Origin of the sequence: Lysobacter sp. M2-1, from assembly GCF_022662495.1 — a bacterium.
GTDB lineage: Bacteria > Pseudomonadota > Gammaproteobacteria > Xanthomonadales > Xanthomonadaceae > JAKPBU01.
In genome coordinates, this window is record NZ_JAKPBU010000001.1 from 1,906,618 (window position 1) to 1,922,716 (window position 16,099).

Here is a 16,099-nt window from a genome sequence, read left to right on the forward strand (position 1 = left end):
GGGGGGGCGGGGGCCGGGGCCCCCCCGCGCCCCCCGCCCGGGGGGGCGGCGCGGGGGGTCGTGGGGGCGCGGCGGCCCCCCCCCCCCCGGCGCTCTACAAACGCGAACGCCGCCCGGAGGCGGCGTTGCGATCGGACGCGTCGAGTTGTTCGGTCAGTTGTTGTCCAACGCCGACTTCTCGCCCGCGAATGGATTGAGCTTGCGGAACTTCGAGGGGTAGTCCGGCCAGTTGCCGCTCAGCCACGGGTGGCTGGGCTCGTTCAGCTGCAGCACGCGGCGCGCGTCGTCGGCCAGGGTCTTGTTGCCGAGCTGGGTATAGGCCTCGCCCATGACGGCGACCGCATCATTCTGGAACTGGGTCTGCGGATAGGTTTCGACCAGATACTTGGCCCGATTCGCGGCGGCGACATAGGCGCCGCGGCGCAGGTAGTAGAGCGAGGCTTCCATCTCGTGGCGCGCGAACATATTCCGCAGCGCCTGCATGCGCTCACGCGCATCGGTCGCATACCGGCTGTTGGGATAGCGCGAGGTGACGATGCTGAAGTCGTTGTGGGCCTGCATCGGCGTGGCCAGGTCGCGACGGCTCGCGTCGAGCTTCCAGACCTTCTGCAGGAACACCGTGTCGCGGCTGGAATTCACCAGTCCGCGCAGGTAGTACATGTAGGCGGTGTTGCGGTGCGTGGGATAGGTGCGGAGGAAACGGTCGATCGACGAGATGGCCTCGTCGTTGCTGCCCATCTTGAACTGGGCATAGGCGGTTTCCACCAGCGCCTGTTCGGTGTAGGAGCCGTAGGGGTACTGCGCCACCAGGCGTTTGTAGGTCTCGACCGCGCGGCTCCAGTTGCCGTCGATCATCGACTCGTGGCCCTTGTTGTAGAGGGTTTCGACGGGCAGGCCCTCGTTCGCGTCCTCGTCCTTGAACATTCCCTTGATCCGCGAGCAGCCGGATACCGCGAAAACGGAAACCAGCACTGCCATCAGCACAAAGCGGGGCAGCAGCTGACGGTCAAAGCGGAAGCGTGGGGTCATGGGCTCGAAGGCGAGGGCGCCGGGGGCACGAAGGCCGGATAATAGCAGTCCCCTTGCGCGGGCCACCTGCCGCGCCCTGAACCGGAAACGATGAGCACACCCGAACTCCCTGCGCAGCCGGCGCGCACCCAGCAGGTCCCGGACAGCGCCGCCGGTCGCCGTTTCGACGCGGTCCTGGCCGAGCTGTTCCCCGAGTATTCGCGCTCGCGGCTGTCGGAATGGATCAAATCCGGCGCGGCCCTGCTCGATGGCCATCAGGCGCGTCCCCGCGATCCGGTGCGCGGCGGCGAGCTGGTCAGCCTGCAGGTGGTGCTCGAAACCCAGAGCCACGACGCGCCCGAGGACATCCCGCTGTCGGTGCTCTACCAGGACGCCGATGTGATCGTGCTCGACAAGCCCGCCGGCCTGGTCGTGCATCCGGGTGCCGGCAACCCCGGCGGCACTCTGGTCAATGCGCTGCTGCACTTCGATCCGGCCCTGGCCGCGCTGCCGCGCGCGGGCATCGTGCACCGCCTGGACAAGGACACCTCCGGCGTGATGGTGGTGGCGCGTACGCTGCCTGCGCACACCTCGCTGGTGGCGCAGCTGTCCGAGCGTGACGTGCACCGCCAGTACCTTGCGATCGTCATGGGTGCGTTGGTTTCCGGCGGCAGCATCAGCGCGCCGATCGACCGCCACCCGCGCGATCGCGTGCGCATGGCGGTGCGCGAGGACGGACGCGATGCGACCACCCACTATCGCCTGCGCGAGCGCTATCGGGCCCACACTGCGCTCGAATGCCGGCTGGAAACCGGCCGCACCCACCAGATCCGGGTGCATATGCAGCACCTGAAGCATCCGATCCTCGGCGATCCGCTGTACGGCGGCGCGCTGAAGCTGCCCAAGGGCGCCTCGGACGAACTGGTCGGCGTACTGCGCGGTTTCCGCCGCCAGGCGTTGCATGCCGAGACCCTGGAGTTCGCGCATCCGGTCAGCGGCACGCCGGTGCGGTGCACTGCGCCGGTGCCCGAAGACATGCAGCAGCTGATGCGGGCCTTGCGCCAGGACGCGGCCGATCACGCGGAGCGGCGGTGAGCGAACGCGGCTCGGGCGTGCTCCAAGCGAACTGGCCGACTCCGCCGGGCGTGCATGCATTCACCACGTTGCGCTCCGGCCCGGGGGTCTCGGCGCCGCCATTCGACCGTTTCAACCTCGGCTCGCGCTGCGGCGACGATCCGCTCACCGTGGAAGCCAACCGCCGCGCCCTGGTCGAAGCCTACGGCCTGCCCGCCGCGCCGCGCTGGCTGCGCCAGGTGCATGGCACCGGTGTGGTGCGGCTGACGACCCTTGCAGGAGCGCCCCATGTAGGAGCGCCCCATGTAGGAGCGCCCCATGTAGGAGCGCCCCATGTAGGAACGACGTCGGTCGCGAGCTCTCCAACCCGAACCACACAAACCTCTGCCGGAGGAGACCTTCCGGAAGATGCCGGCGAAAGCTCGCGACTGACGTCGCTCCTGCCGGGCCTGGAACTGAGCGAGACGGACGCCGAACCCGAGGCCGACGCAGCCGTCACCTCCACGCCGGGCGTGGTGCTGGCGATCCTCACCGCCGACTGCCTGCCGGTGGTGTTCGCCGCCGCCGATGGCAGCGAGATCGCGGCTGCGCACGCGGGCTGGCGCGGGCTTGCGAAGGGCGTGCTGGAAGCCACCGTTGCCGCCATGCATACGCCCCCAGCTGCCGTGACCGCTTGGCTCGGGCCGGCTGCCGGCCCGCAGGCCTATGAAGTCGGGGAAGAGGTCTTCGAGGCGTTCGTCGCGCCTCATCCTGCTGCGGCCCACGCCTTCATCGCAACCCGTCGCGATCACTGGCACGTCGACCTGTATGCGCTGGCCAGACAGCGTCTGCTCGCCGCCGGCGTGCACGACATCCACGGCGGCGGGCTGTGCACGATTTCCGATCGGGCCGCCTTCTATTCGCACCGTCGCGACCAGCGCACTGGACGCATGGCGACCGTGGTCTGGCGCACGTAAGGACATTGCTGAGAGCGTACGCAAACGCCCGCAGGCGCAGCCGGTACAACGCGCCGTGTGCTAGGCAGCGGCGCCCGGTGTCGCAGGGGACGGTTCTGGCGTCGCCGTTTCCTGGCTGCAGCCGCGCACGACGGAGAACGTCAGCACCAGCAGCACCACCAGGCCGAGCGGCCACATCCACCACACTCCGGTGTTCGCGAGCGCGCCGTGATCGTTGGTGGCGGTGGTTTCCGCGGCCGGTGCGGCAAACCAGCGGTCGTAATCGGCAGGCCGCGCCTCGGGAATCGCTCCACCACGCGTGACCAGTCCGACGATCTTGGGCAGCAGCCACGCGCCTGCCAGGTTTACTGCGACGGGCGGCATCCCCAGCCGCGTAGCGATGTTGCGCGCCGGCGATTCTCCGAAGCCGGCGCTGAACTGGTCGGGCTGGAGCACGTTATCGCCGGGCGAAGTGCCGATCCAGGAGGAGAACAGGGCGCCGAGCCCGACGTCGGCAAAGCGGCTGCGCATGCCGGAGAAGCCGCCGCTGCCGCTGTTGAAAACGGCATCCACCAGCATGCGCACGAAACGCGCGCTGTCGTCGCCCAGGTGGAAGCGGCTATCCGCTTCGCGGATCAGCGACTCGAACATGCCCTGCCTCCCTTCGGTGTGCCCAGTGACGGCGATGCACGGGTCCGGACTGCGGAAGGGTGCGATGCATCATCTGCCCTGAGCCCGTGCAACCACCGTGAAACCGTGCGCGAGCGCGATCCGCGGCGCCGATGGCGCCGCAGGCGATGCGCGCGCGATCACGTCGTCGACGGCGATGTGCGGATCGGCAACTGGTATCGCTGGATATAAGGATCGAGCAGGCCCTGCGCCCACACGTACCAGCCCGCGCCGGCGATCAGCGCCAGCAACACGATCAGCCAGAACAGCCAGCCCGCACCGCGGCGATCCTTGCGCGGCGGATGCACGGCCGGCCGCCAGGTGTCCGGCCGGCCACGCGCGTCGAACACGGCGTCCGGATCCGGGGGGTTCGTATGCGCAGGACGACCGAACGCCGCGGCCATGTCGGCCAGGCGCTGTTCGGCAGGATCCAGCGGAGTGCGCGCGGTGCTTTCGTGCTCGCGCCGCACATCCACCGGCGAGCGCACCGCCGGCGATTCCGGCGCGAAGGACGGCTCGCGCCGCAGCGGCTGCGAGGTGACCGCGGACGGGCGGGGGTCGATCTGCGGCGGCTCGAAGCGGGCAGGGCCGTCGAAGGGACGGCGTTCCTCGCCGGGCACGATGTAGCCCGGGTCGTAGGCCGACTCGTTGCCCGAGAGGCCGCCCGCGCCTGCGATCAGGCCATCGGCGCGCGGGCGTGTGCCGACGCCCGACGCATCGTCCTCGCGGGCGACCGCGGCAAGCGGCGTGGCGGCGCCGAACCCGCCGGGGATGCGTCCGCCCGGGGTCAGTTCCGCCACCAGCCGCGGCAACACGCCTGCGATCGCGGCCGCGATCGTGGCCCGGCTCGCGCCCAGGCGCGTGCCCCAGTCGTTGAGCAGGCCCTGTCCGAACACGGTGCCCACGTCGCTGGCGTTCAGGCCGCCGGCTTCGGGGTTGCCCAGCCATGACGACAGCAGTTCGCCATGGCCCTGCTCGCGGAAGCCTTCGATGAAGCCGCCGAAGCCGCCGCGCCGGTCGTTGTGGATATAGGCCACCAGCAGGCCGAACAGGTCGCGTCCTCGGTCGCCCAGGCCGTAGCGTTCCGACAACTCGTTGACCAGCGAATCGAACATGACGGCTCCACGGTGGCTCGGGGGAAGCAGGGATGCTAGCGGCGCCGCGCCGCGAGGGTATGAACGCCGCCCTTGCGGGATCGGGGGCGGGTGTGTGGGAACTGCTGTGGGGGCGGCCTTGGCCGCAATGGCCTTCTGGCAAGGCTGGAGAACGCCAGCCGAAAGCCGCTGCAGACGCCGCTTCTGTATGGCGGCTGGTCATTCGACGGTGGCTGCAGAAAGAAGAGCAATCGCGGCCAAGGCCGCTCCCACGGCCGCTCGCACGGCAACCGCAGCGTTGATTTGACGCGGCATTGCCGCCACTTCCCCGACATTGCCGCGGCAGCGGCCCCCTCCCGGAGCGATTCGCCATGCGAATGGACAAACTCACCTCGCGTTTCCAGCAGGCGCTGGCCGACGCGCAATCGCTGGCCGTGGGCCGCGACCACAACCTGATCGAACCTGCGCACCTGCTGCTGGCCCTGATCGACCAGTCCGGCGGCGGCACCCGTCCGCTGCTCGCCCAGGCCGGGGTCAATGTGCCGGTGCTGCGCGAGCGCCTGACCGAGGCCCTGGACCGGTTGCCGAAAGTCTCCGGCCAGGCCGGCTCGATGTCGGTCGGCAACGATCTCTCCCGCCTGCTCAACGTCACCGACAAGCTGGCGCAGCAAAGGGGCGATGCCTACATCGCCAGTGAACTGTTCCTGCTGGCCGCCCTGGATGACGGCGGGGATGCCGGCAAGGCGCTCAAGGCCGCCGGCGGCGACAAGGCGAAACTCGAAGCGGCGATCGAAAAGCTGCGCGGAGGCGAAAAAGTGCAGGATGCAAACGCGGAAGAGGCGCGCCAGGCGCTGGAGAAATACACCATCGATCTGACCGCGCGCGCCGAGTCCGGCAAGCTCGACCCTGTCGTGGGTCGCGACGAGGAAATCCGCCGCACCATCCAGGTGCTGCAGCGGCGCACCAAGAACAACCCGGTGCTGATCGGCGAACCCGGCGTGGGCAAGACCGCGATCGTCGAGGGCCTGGCCCAGCGCATCGTCAACAACGAGGTGCCCGAAGGCCTGCGCGGCAAACGCGTACTGAGCCTGGACATGGGCGCGCTGATCGCCGGTGCCAAGTTCCGCGGCGAGTTCGAGGAGCGGCTGAAGGCCGTGCTCAACGATCTGTCCAAGAACGAGGGCCAGATCGTCCTGTTCATCGACGAGCTGCACACCATGGTCGGCGCCGGCAAGGCCGAAGGCTCGATGGACGCCGGCAATATGCTCAAGCCGGCGCTGGCGCGCGGCGAGCTGCACTGCATCGGCGCCACCACCCTGGACGAGTACCGCAAGTACGTCGAGAAGGACGCTGCGCTCGAGCGCCGTTTCCAGAAAGTGTTCGTTGGCGAACCCAGCGTCGAGGACACGATCGCGATCCTGCGCGGCCTGAAGGAACGCTACGCCGTACACCATGGCGTCGAGATCACCGATCCGGCGATCGTCGCCGCGGCCACGCTCTCGCACCGTTACATCGCCGACCGCCAGCTGCCGGACAAGGCCATCGACCTGATGGACGAGGCCGCCAGCCGCATCCGCATGGAGATCGATTCCAAGCCCGAGGAGATGGACCGCAAGGAACGCCGCCTGATCCAGCTCAAGATCCAGCGCGAGGCGCTGAAGAAGGAAAAGGACGCCGAATCCAAGCAGCGCCTTGCCAATCTGGAAACCGAGATCGACGCGCTGGGGCGTGAATACAACGATCTGGAAGAAGTCTGGAAGGCCGAGAAGGCGACGCTGCAGGGCGCAACCCGGATCAAGGAGCAGATCGAGGCCGCGCGCCTGGAGCTGGAGGCGGCGCAGCGCAAGCAGGACTACGCGCGCATGAGCGAGATCCAGTACGGCACCTTGCCCGAGCTGGAAAAGCAGCTCAGTGTCGCGCAGGAGGCCGAATCGCGCGGCTTCACCCTGCTGCAGGACAAGGTCACCGCCGAGGAAATCGCCGAGGTTGTGGCGCGCTGGACCGGCATCCCGGTGAGCAAGATGCTCGAAGGCGAGCGCGAGAAGCTGTTGAAGATGGAGGACGCCCTGCACACGCGCGTGGTCGGCCAGGAGGAGGCGATCAAGGTCGTCTCCGACTCCATCCGCCGCTCGCGCGCCGGCCTGTCCGACCCGGGCCGTCCGACCGGATCGTTCCTGTTCCTTGGCCCCACCGGCGTGGGCAAGACCGAGCTGTGCAAGGCGCTGGCGGAGTTCCTGTTCGATTCGCCCGATGCGATGGTGCGCATCGACATGAGCGAGTTCATGGAGAAGCATTCGGTGGCACGCCTGATCGGCGCGCCTCCGGGCTACGTCGGCTACGAGGAAGGCGGCTACCTGACCGAGGCGGTTCGCCGCCGTCCGTACAGCGTGATCCTGCTCGACGAGGTCGAGAAGGCGCATTCGGACGTATTCAACATCCTGCTGCAGGTGCTCGACGACGGCCGCCTCACCGACGGCCAGGGTCGCACGGTGGATTTCCGCAATGCGGTCATCGTGATGACCTCCAACCTGGGCTCGCACCAGATCCAGGAAATGTCCGAACGCGGCAGCCACGCCGACAGCGCCGAGGGCTATACCCAGATGAAGGCCGCGGTGATGGCGGTGGTGCAGGCGCATTTCCGCCCGGAATTCATCAACCGCCTCGACGACATCGTCGTGTTCCATCCGCTCGACAAGGCGCAGATCAAGCAGATCGCGCGGATCCAGCTGCGTGGCCTGGACAAGCGCCTGGCCGAACGTGGCATCCGCATCGAGCTCTCGGACCAGGCGCTCGAGCTGCTGGGCAATGTCGGCTTCGATCCGGTCTACGGCGCACGCCCGCTCAAGCGCGCGATCCAGCAGCAGCTGGAGAACCCGCTGGCGCAGCAGATCCTGTCGGGTGCGTTCGGCAGCGGCGACGTGGTGCGCGTGGAAGGTGAGGGCGGGAAATTGGTGTTCCGGCACGATTGATCGGTTTTGCCCTTACCCAACTCGTAACCCGCTTTTGATCTTGATTCCAGCCTCCCGGCAGCGGCGCCATGGGCAAATCCGGAGGGCGCCGGCCATGGATGGCCGGCGTTTTCGGACCGAGCCAGGATGGCGAGTCCGAAAATTTCCGTGACACTCCACGCGCCATGAGCGGGTTTGACTTCACGAGTAGGTGCTTTCTTTGGTTACTTTCTTTGCACCAGCAAAGAAAGTAACTCGCCTTCAGGCGAAAGCTCTTTTCGCTTTAGCGCGAAAGTTGTTCGCATTGGAGGTGTGAGCGAAAACAAAGTCAGAATCATTCGCCCTAAAGGGCGTAAAGCTTCTCAAAGGGCATAAGGCTTTCGCCTTGCGGCGACCTACTTTCTTTGCTGGTGCAAAGAAAGTAGGCAAAGAAAGCACCTTCTCGTGACGTCCAAAGCGCTCAAGATGCCTGAGGTGCCGTCGCTATTTTCGGACTCGCCATCCATGGCTCGATCCGAAAACGGCGGCCATCCATGGCCGCCGCCCTCCGGGTGTCCGGACCTTTCTTGCGTCTGGGAGTGCGGGTAGGCCAAGGGCACGCAGCTATTCCATCCCGGAAACCGGTCTATACAAGCTCACCAGCAGGCAGTGGGTCGAAACCCCGCTGCCCCAACCTGCTAGACTTCGCGCCGCCTGAGGTGACCCGCGGCCGGCCGGCCAAGGGTTGAAACGGGAATCCGGTGCGCCGGCGCCGTGCTGTCCGCAGCACACCCCCGACCAGCAATTCCGGAGCTGCCCCCGCAACGGTAGGCGAGACAAGGATCGGCAACGGCCACTGTGCATCTGCACGGGAAGGCGCCGATCCGGGAAGCATGGCTTCCGCTCGCGAGCCCGGAGACCGGCCCAAGGCATGTCTTGACATGCGGCGGGCGATGTCATGGGCTGTCTTGCCGCCGTGCGCGTGCAGATTCCCCCAAGCCTCCTTGCCGCCTGTCCTTCCTCACGCTCGACCGCGCGGGCAGGCGCGGTGCAAGGAGTTTCCCAATGAAGTTCCAACGTCGTTCCATCCTGTGCGCATCGGTCGCTGCAGGCATCGCCTCGTGCATCACGTTTGCCGCAGCAGCCGGCGAGGGCCCGCAGGAACTCGATAGCGTCGTGGTCACCGCCACGCGCACTGCGCGCACCCAGGACGAAACCCTGGCCGCGGTTTCGGTGATCGACCGCGCCGACATCGAACGGCTGCAGCCGGCATCGCTGCCGGAGCTGCTGCGCGGTCAGGCCGGGATCACCATGAGCAACAGCGGCGGCGCGGGCAAGCTGACCTCGCTGTTCCTGCGCGGCACCGAATCCGATCACGTGCTGGTGATGGTCGACGGCATCCGGATCGGCTCGGCGACGGCCGGCATCGCTTCGTTCCAGGACATCCCGGTGGAGCAGATCGAGCGCATCGAGATCGTGCGCGGCCCGTTCTCCAGCCTGTACGGATCCGAAGCCCTGGGCGGCGTGGTCCAGATCTTCACCCGGCGGCCCGCGGGCGGGTTCGCGCCGCACGCCAGCCTGGCGGCCGGAAGCTTCGGCACGCTGCGTGCGAGCGCCGGAGTCGGCGGCAAGTCCGGCGCAGGTTGGTATTCGATGACCGCGGCGCACGAGCACACCGATGGCATCGACGTGCTGCGCAACAATCCGGACTCGCCGTTCGACGACGCCGGGCTGGATCCGGACCGCGACGGCTACCGCAACGATTCGCTGACGCTGCAGGGCGGTTACCGCTTCAGCGATGCCTGGGATGCCGACGCGCGCGTGCTGCGCGCGGAAGGACGCAACGAATACGACGGCAGCTTCGCCAATCTGTCCAAGGTGGTGCAGCAGGCGGCCTCCGCCCGCGTGGGCTATGCGCCGACCGACGCGCTCTCGTTCACGGCGAAGATCGGGCAGGCCTACGACCGCAGCGACGACAGCCTGGACGGAGTGCATGCGAGCCGCTTCGAGACCCGCCGCAACCAGGGTTCGCTGCAGGCCGACGTGGTCGCGGGCAAGGCGCAGCTGCTGACCTTCGGCTTCGACTGGTTGCGCGATGCGGTCGACAGCGACACGCCCTACGAGGTGGAGCGTCGCGTCAATCGCGGGCTGTTCGGTCAGTGGCAGGGCAGCTTCGGCGCGCATTCCCTGCAGGCCGGGCTGCGCCGTGACGACGATGACCAGTTCGGCGGCAAGACCACCGGCAGTGCGCTGTGGGGCTGGAACTTCACCCGGGCGCTGCGGCTGACGGCGAGCTACGGCACCGCCTACAAGGCACCGAGCTTCAACGAGCTGTATTACCCCGGTTTCGGCAATGCCGGACTCGATCCTGAAAACTCGCGCAGCTTCGAGCTCGGCCTGCGCGGGAAGCACCGCCGTGGCGGCTGGGCGCTCAATGCGTTCCAGACCCGGGTGGACGACCTGATCGCCTACGATCCGACCCTGGTGGACGCGGCGCATCCGTTCGGCCAGCCCAACAACATCGAGGCTGCCCGGATCCGCGGCCTCGAGGCGACCGGCGATGTGCAGGTCGCCGGGTGGAGCCTGCAGGGCGCGCTGACCTGGCTCGATCCGCGCAACGACAGCCACGACTTCAACCACGGCAACGTGCTGGCGCGCCGCGCACGCCGCAGCGGGCGCATCGACGTGGATCGCGACTTCGGCGCCTTCAGCCTCGGCGCCGGCGTGTACGCCGCGAGCGCGCGCTACGACGATCCGGCCAACAGCGTGCGCATGGGTGGCTATTCCCTGGTCGACCTGCGCGCGGCGTATGCGATCGACCGCGACTGGAGCGTGCAGGCCAGCGTGGCCAACGCCGGCGACCGCGATTACGAAACGGCCGCGTTCTACAGGCAGCCTGGCCGCAGCTACACCCTGACGGTTCGCTATCGCCCCGCCGAGTAACCCAAGGGTCGGCGCTGTCGGGATCTGGCAGCGCCGGCTTCGGACATGGTTGCGATGCTGGCATGTCGCGGCTGCGGCCGCAGCGAAGTCAGCGGTCCAGCCGCGCGAACGAGAACAGATCCGCCAGCGGGTGCCTGCGGCGTTCGATCAGCGCGCGCAGCAGGCCCGCGCCGAGCATCGAATAGGTGATGCCATTGCCGCCGTAGGCCATCGCGAAGTGCACGCGCGGCCCATGTTTGCGGTGCGGGCCGAAGAACGGCAGGCCATCTTCGGTTTCGGCGAAGGTGCCGGCCCAGCTGAAGACCGGTTGCATCGCCACGCCGGGGAGCAGCGCCCGCACCTTCTTCATCAATGCGTCTGTCTTCCTGCCCAGCCGCGCGTCGCGTTTGTCGGGAACGTCGATGGCATCGTCCTCGCCGCCGGCGATGATCCGGCCGTCGCGGGTCGTGCGCAGGTACAGGTAGGGCCGTGCACTTTCCCACAGCATCGTCCGCCGCAGCCGATGCAGGGCGTCGCCCCGGATCGGATCGGTGACGAAGGCGTAGCTGCTGCGGTTGCGTGCCACCCGCTCGCCGAGCAGGCCCTGGCTTTCGTAACCGGCCGCGACCACCAGATGGCGCGCGCGGACCACGCAGCCGTCGGTGGTGTGCAGCGCGACTCCGCGCCTGTCGGCCAGGACACGCGCCACCGTGGTGCGATCGAATACGCGCGTGCCCGCGCGTTCCAGGCGTTGCAGCAGCCGGTAGCAGAAGCGATAGGGATCGACCGTTGCGGCGAGTCCGCTCAGGATCGCGCCCGGCGCGGCGAAGCCGAAACGTTCCGAGACGTCTGCGGCGTCCAGCCACCGCACCGGGAATCCATGACGCCGCCGCAGGGCGTATTCCTCCAGCATCGGCTTGAGGTGCCGCGGCTTGCTGGCGTAGTAGAGGCTGTCGGCCATGGCGAAATCGACCGCTCCCAGCGCCTTCGCCTTGTCGCGCAGCAAACCCACCGCATCCGCACAGGCGCGATAGGCCAGCAGCGCGTCGTCTTCGCCGTAGCGATGGGCAAGATCGAGCATGGGCGTGTCGATCTCGTACTGCAGCAGCGCGGTGCTGGCGGCGGTGCTGCCCCAACCGACATCGCGCTGGTCGATCACGATCACGTCATGGCCGTGACCGGCGAGTTCGTCTGCGATCAAGGCGCCGGTGATGCCGGCGCCGAGCACCGCCACATCGCAGTGCAGGTCTTGATGCAGCGGCGGAAAGGCGTGCAGCAGGCCGTTCCGGATCGCCCACCAGGGGTAGCCGCTTTTCAGGTCCATTGAGCCACGCTAGCCGGCCGTCGCGTGCGGCCCGGTGAACGTCGTCCCCGGTTCGATGCGCGTCGGGCCCGATCACTTCCGATCCATTCCCCGGGAGGCGCGGGCCCGACGGATCGACGATTGATAGAATCTGCGCATGATTTCCTTTCGCAATTTCGCCCTGCGCCGGGGCGAACGCCTGCTGCTGTCCGATGTCGACCTGGCCCTGCATGCCGGCTACCGGGTGGGCGTGGTCGGGCGCAACGGCACCGGCAAGTCCAGTCTGTTCGCGGCGATGATGGGCGAGGTGGAGGCCGACCGCGGCGACATCGACCTGCCCGGAAAGGCGCGCATCGCCTCGGTGGCGCAGGAAACTCCCTCGCTGCCCGACAGCGCGATCGATTTCGTCCTCTCCGGCGACCAGGCGGTGCATGCCGCGATCCAGATGGAAGCCAACGCCTTCGCCAACGAGGACTGGGAAGCGGTCGCCGAGGCGCACCACCGCCTGGAGGAACTCAACGGCTACGACGCGACCGCGCGCGCCGGAAAGCTGCTGCATGGCCTGGGTTTCCCGGCCGAAACCCATGCCAAGCCGGTTTCGGATTTCTCCGGTGGCTGGCGCGTGCGTCTGAACGTGGCGCGCGCACTGATGACGCCCAGTGACCTGCTGCTGCTGGACGAACCCACCAACCACCTCGATCTGGATGCGGTGGTCTGGCTGGAGGACTGGCTGCGCAAATACCCGGGCACCCTGCTGGTGATCTCGCACGATCGCGAGTTTCTGGACAACGTGGTCACCCATACCCTGCATCTGCACGAGGGCAAGGCCCGGCTGTACGTGGGCGGCTACACCGACTTCGAGCGCCAGCGCGCCGAGCAGCTGCGCCAGCAGCAGATCGCCTTCGAGAAAGAACAGACCGAGCGCGCGCACCTGCAGAGCTTCATCGACCGCTTCAAGGCCAAGGCGAGCAAGGCAAAACAGGCGCAGTCGCGGATGAAGCGCCTGGCCAAGCTGGCCGGCACCGAGGCGGTGCGCGCCGAGCGCTCGATCCGGATCGAGTTCCCCGCGCCGCTGAAACTGCCCAACTCGCTGATCCGGCTGAACCATGCCGACTGCGGATATCGCCAGCCCGATGGCAGCGTCGCGGCGATCCTGCACAACGTCGGCTTCGGCCTGGAAGCGGGCGACCGCATCGGCCTGCTCGGTCCCAACGGCGCGGGCAAGTCGACGCTGGTGAAGACATTGGTGGGCGAGTTGCCGCTGCTGGCCGGCGAGCGCAATGCGCATCCAGACCTGCGGATCGGCTACTTCGCCCAGCACACGGTCGAGTCGCTGATGGCGGGGCAGTCGCCGATCGACCACCTGCGCAAACTGTCGCCGAATTCGTCGACCCAGGCGTTCCGCGATTTCCTCGGCAAGTGGCAGTTTCCCGGCGACCGCGCATTCGAGAGCATCGATGGCTTCTCCGGCGGCGAAAAGGCGCGTCTGGCCCTGTCGCTGATCGCGTGGAAACAGCCCAACGTGCTGCTGCTCGACGAGCCCACCAACCACCTCGACCTGGAAATGCGCGAGGCGCTGGCCGAAGCCCTGAGCGATTTCGACGGTGCGATCGTCATGGTCTCGCACGACCGCCACCTGATCGGCTTGGTCAGCGATACCTTCTGGCGCGTGCACGACGGCGTGGTCGAACCGTTCGACGGCGACCTAGACGAATACGCCGCATGGCTGCGTTCGCGCCCGGCGGCGGGCGAGGCGAAAGCGGTGAAAGCCACGCCGCCTGCGTCGACAGCGGTGCAGCCCGCCCCGTCGGCGGCTAAGAAGGGCGGCAAGGCCAATCCGCAGAAGCTGCAGCAGGCGGAACAGCGCGTCGTCGAACTGGAGACGGCACTCGCCGGGATCGAAGCCGAGCTGTCGGATGCGTCGGCCTATGCAGACGGTGGCACGCGCGCCGGTGAACTGGGCAAGCGGCAGGTCGAACTGCGAGGCCAGCTCGAAATCGCCGAGGCGGCCCTGCTGGCGCTCTACGAGGCCGACGCAGCCTGACCTCCACCTGATTTGCAGGAGCGGCGTAAGCCGCGAGCGCAGCTCCTACGGCAACCCCCGACCGATCACTCGCGCGGCAGCGTCGTGCGGAAACATTCCACCGCGCGGCCTTCGATGCGCACGCCTGCCGGGTCGCCGCCTTCGACGCGCACGACCACGTCCATCCAGCCACCGCGCCCCTGCGCTGTGGTCTGGCGCGCGCGATAGCGGCGCTCGCCATCGTCGCCGTCGAGCAGGCCGTGCCTGACCAGATAGGCGCCGAGCGGGCCATTGGCGTTGCCGGTGACCGGATCTTCGGCGATGCCGATGGCCGGTGCGAACATGCGCCCCCAGGTGAACGCGTCGTCGTCCGCGGGCGTGTCCAGGGTAAAGGCGAAATAGCCCAGGCTGCCGACGCGCGGGCCCAGTGCGACCAGATGCGCGGGGTCCGGCGCCAGGGCCTGCAGCGTCGCGCGCTGGCGCAGGCAGACCAGCAGCTTGCCGTGGCCGGTCGACACGAACTGCGGCGGGCAGCGCGGATCCAGCGCGTCCTCGTCCACGCCCAGGGCCGCGGCCAGTTCCGCCACCAGGGCCGGTTCCAGCGTAGCGTGGAAACTCGGCGCGCCCTGTTCGATCGCGATCCGGACTTCGCCATCGTGGTCGAGCGTTTCGATGCGCTGCACGCCGGCGCCGGTGAGCTGGCGTCGCCAGCCCGTCGCTCCACCTTCCAGGGCGAGCACGTAATGCGCGGCGACGGTGGCATGGCCGCAGACCGGCACCTCGACGGTGGGCGTGAAGAAGCGCACATGCACGTCGTGGCTGTCGTCGCGCGGCGGCAGGAGGAAGGCGGTTTCGGAATTGTTGAGTTCGCGCGCAATCAACTGCATCTGCGCGTCGTCCAGCCTCGCGGCATTGGCGACCACGCCGGCGGGATTGCCCTGGTAACGCTGGGTGGTGAAGGCATCGATCTGGTAAACCCGCAGAACGTCCATGCGCTCTTCGCCTTGGGAAAGCTGCCGATTCTAGGCGTTGGCGATCACGGCCGATGCGCACATCGGTCGAATGCAGCGATTCATGCTTGTCGGCGCAATGGGCTGCGGTTAGGGTCGTGCGATGCGCCCGACCTTCGCCGCTTCCGTCCTGTCACTGGTACTCGTTGCGTGCGCATCGGCACCGCCGCCCGATGCTGCAGGCGGCACACCCGCCGATGCGTTCTTCGCGGCGCTGTCGTCCGCCTGCGGCCAGGCCTATGCCGGGCGCGTGGTGGCCAATGTTCCCGCGCCGACGGCGCCGGATCCGTTCGAGGGCAAGCCGCTGGTCATGCACGTGCGCGAGTGCGGCAGCGACGTCCTGCGCATTCCGTTCCACGTCGGCGACGACCGCTCCCGCACATGGGTCGTGAGCCGGACCGGCACGGGCTTGCGGCTGAAGCACGACCATCGCCATCAGGACGGTTCGCCCGACGTGCTGACCCTGTACGGCGGCGATTCGCGCGTACCGGGCAGCGCGTCGCGGCAGGAGTTTCCGGTCGACGCGGAATCGATCGCACTGTTCGAGCACGAAGGCTCGCAGGCCTCCGTCACCAATACCTGGGCGATGGAAATGATCCCGGGCCAGCGTTTCGCCTACGAGCTCAGCCGTCCGGGCGGGCGCCTGTTCCGGGTCGAATTCGACCTGCGCAAGCCCGTGCCCGCGCCGCCTGCGCCCTGGGGGACCCGCTGAGGCGATCGGGGACCGCTTGGGCTTGATCCCTTCGGCGCAGCCCCCAGAATGCGGAACCTGTTGTCCGTCGCCCCGGTTCGACCATGCCGATCTACGCTTTCGCCTGTAACGCCTGTGGCCATCATTTCGACAAACTGCAGAAGCTGTCGGATCCGGATCCGGAGGTTTGCCCGGCTTGCGGCGCGAGCGGCCAGATCAGGCGCCAGCTGACCGCGCCATCGTTCCGGCTCTCCGGCAGCGGCTGGTACGAGACCGATTTCAAGAAGGAAGGCGACAAGAAGCGCAATCTGGCCGGCGAGGGCGGGGAAGGCGCCAAGCCTTCGGCCGAGGCCAAGCCCGCGCCGGCAAAGCCGGACACCGCCGTGGCCACATCCGCTCCGGCCAAGCCCGCGCCGAAATCCACCACCTCCGGGGCCGACTGA

General features: G+C 68.0%; 11 protein-coding genes, 2 pseudogenes and 1 riboswitch. Of the genes and pseudogenes, 8 read left to right on the forward strand and 5 right to left on the reverse strand.

Annotated features, from left to right (window positions below; translation table 11 throughout):
- Positions 1-153: 153 nt before the first annotated feature.
- The gene (locus tag MC375_RS08335) at positions 154-1,029 is read right to left on the reverse strand and encodes an outer membrane protein assembly factor BamD (RefSeq protein ID WP_242102810.1); all 876 of its coding nucleotides are present in this window, start codon (positions 1,027-1,029) and stop codon (positions 154-156) included.
- Between the two features lie 90 nt (positions 1,030-1,119).
- On the opposite strand from MC375_RS08335, the gene rluD reads away from it, so the two are divergent.
- The 3 genes and pseudogenes from rluD to pgeF all read left to right on the forward strand — a co-directional run.
- A complete protein-coding gene (gene rluD / locus MC375_RS08340; RefSeq protein WP_242102811.1) occupies positions 1,120-2,103 on the forward strand; it encodes a 23S rRNA pseudouridine(1911/1915/1917) synthase RluD in 984 nt (327 codons plus the stop codon).
- A 50-nt stretch (positions 2,104-2,153) separates the two neighbouring features.
- A pseudogene (locus tag MC375_RS17800) lies at positions 2,154-2,342 on the forward strand (laccase domain-containing protein); the annotation flags it as partial.
- A 213-nt stretch (positions 2,343-2,555) separates the two neighbouring features.
- Positions 2,556-3,038: pseudogene (gene pgeF / locus MC375_RS17805) on the forward strand (peptidoglycan editing factor PgeF); the annotation flags it as partial.
- 60 nt (positions 3,039-3,098) lie between these two features.
- On the opposite strand, the gene MC375_RS08350 reads toward pgeF, so the two are convergent.
- Together MC375_RS08350 and MC375_RS08355 are read right to left on the reverse strand one after the other, a co-directional pair.
- Positions 3,099-3,668, reverse strand: coding sequence for a YidB family protein (locus MC375_RS08350; protein ID WP_242102813.1), 570 nt, complete (start codon positions 3,666-3,668; stop codon positions 3,099-3,101).
- Between the two features lie 158 nt (positions 3,669-3,826).
- The gene (locus MC375_RS08355) at positions 3,827-4,801 is read right to left on the reverse strand and encodes a YidB family protein (RefSeq protein WP_242102814.1); all 975 of its coding nucleotides are present in this window, start codon (positions 4,799-4,801) and stop codon (positions 3,827-3,829) included.
- Between the two features lie 350 nt (positions 4,802-5,151).
- Here MC375_RS08355 and clpB point away from each other — a divergent pair, with 350 nt between their 5' ends.
- Together clpB and btuB are read left to right on the forward strand one after the other, a co-directional pair.
- Positions 5,152-7,749, forward strand: coding sequence for an ATP-dependent chaperone ClpB (gene clpB / locus MC375_RS08360; protein ID WP_242102815.1), 2,598 nt, complete (start codon positions 5,152-5,154; stop codon positions 7,747-7,749).
- Positions 7,750-8,407: 658 nt separating this feature from the next.
- Positions 8,408-8,650, forward strand: a riboswitch (cobalamin riboswitch).
- A gap of 122 nt (positions 8,651-8,772) precedes the next feature.
- Positions 8,773-10,650: a TonB-dependent vitamin B12 receptor gene (btuB, locus tag MC375_RS08365; RefSeq protein WP_242102816.1), complete on the forward strand. Its 1,878-nt coding sequence runs from the start codon at positions 8,773-8,775 to the stop codon at positions 10,648-10,650.
- 88 nt (positions 10,651-10,738) lie between these two features.
- On the opposite strand, the gene MC375_RS08370 is transcribed toward btuB, so the two are convergent.
- Positions 10,739-11,953, reverse strand: coding sequence for an FAD-dependent oxidoreductase (locus tag MC375_RS08370; RefSeq protein WP_242102817.1), 1,215 nt, complete (start codon positions 11,951-11,953; stop codon positions 10,739-10,741).
- A gap of 136 nt (positions 11,954-12,089) precedes the next feature.
- On the opposite strand from MC375_RS08370, the gene MC375_RS08375 reads away from it, so the two are divergent.
- The gene (locus tag MC375_RS08375) at positions 12,090-13,976 is read left to right on the forward strand and encodes an ABC-F family ATP-binding cassette domain-containing protein (protein WP_242102818.1); all 1,887 of its coding nucleotides are present in this window, start codon (positions 12,090-12,092) and stop codon (positions 13,974-13,976) included.
- Between the two features lie 65 nt (positions 13,977-14,041).
- Here MC375_RS08375 and MC375_RS08380 read toward each other — a convergent pair whose 3' ends face one another.
- Complete coding sequence (locus MC375_RS08380) at positions 14,042-14,947, reverse strand: PhzF family phenazine biosynthesis isomerase (RefSeq protein WP_242102819.1); 906 nt, start codon at positions 14,945-14,947, stop codon at positions 14,042-14,044.
- 121 nt (positions 14,948-15,068) lie between these two features.
- Here MC375_RS08380 and MC375_RS08385 point away from each other — a divergent pair, with 121 nt between their 5' ends.
- Together MC375_RS08385 and MC375_RS08390 are read left to right on the forward strand one after the other, a co-directional pair.
- Positions 15,069-15,677, forward strand: a complete 609-nt coding sequence (locus tag MC375_RS08385) for a hypothetical protein (protein WP_242102820.1) — start codon at positions 15,069-15,071, stop codon at positions 15,675-15,677.
- 83 nt (positions 15,678-15,760) lie between these two features.
- Positions 15,761-16,099: a zinc ribbon domain-containing protein gene (locus MC375_RS08390; RefSeq protein ID WP_242102821.1), complete on the forward strand. Its 339-nt coding sequence runs from the start codon at positions 15,761-15,763 to the stop codon at positions 16,097-16,099.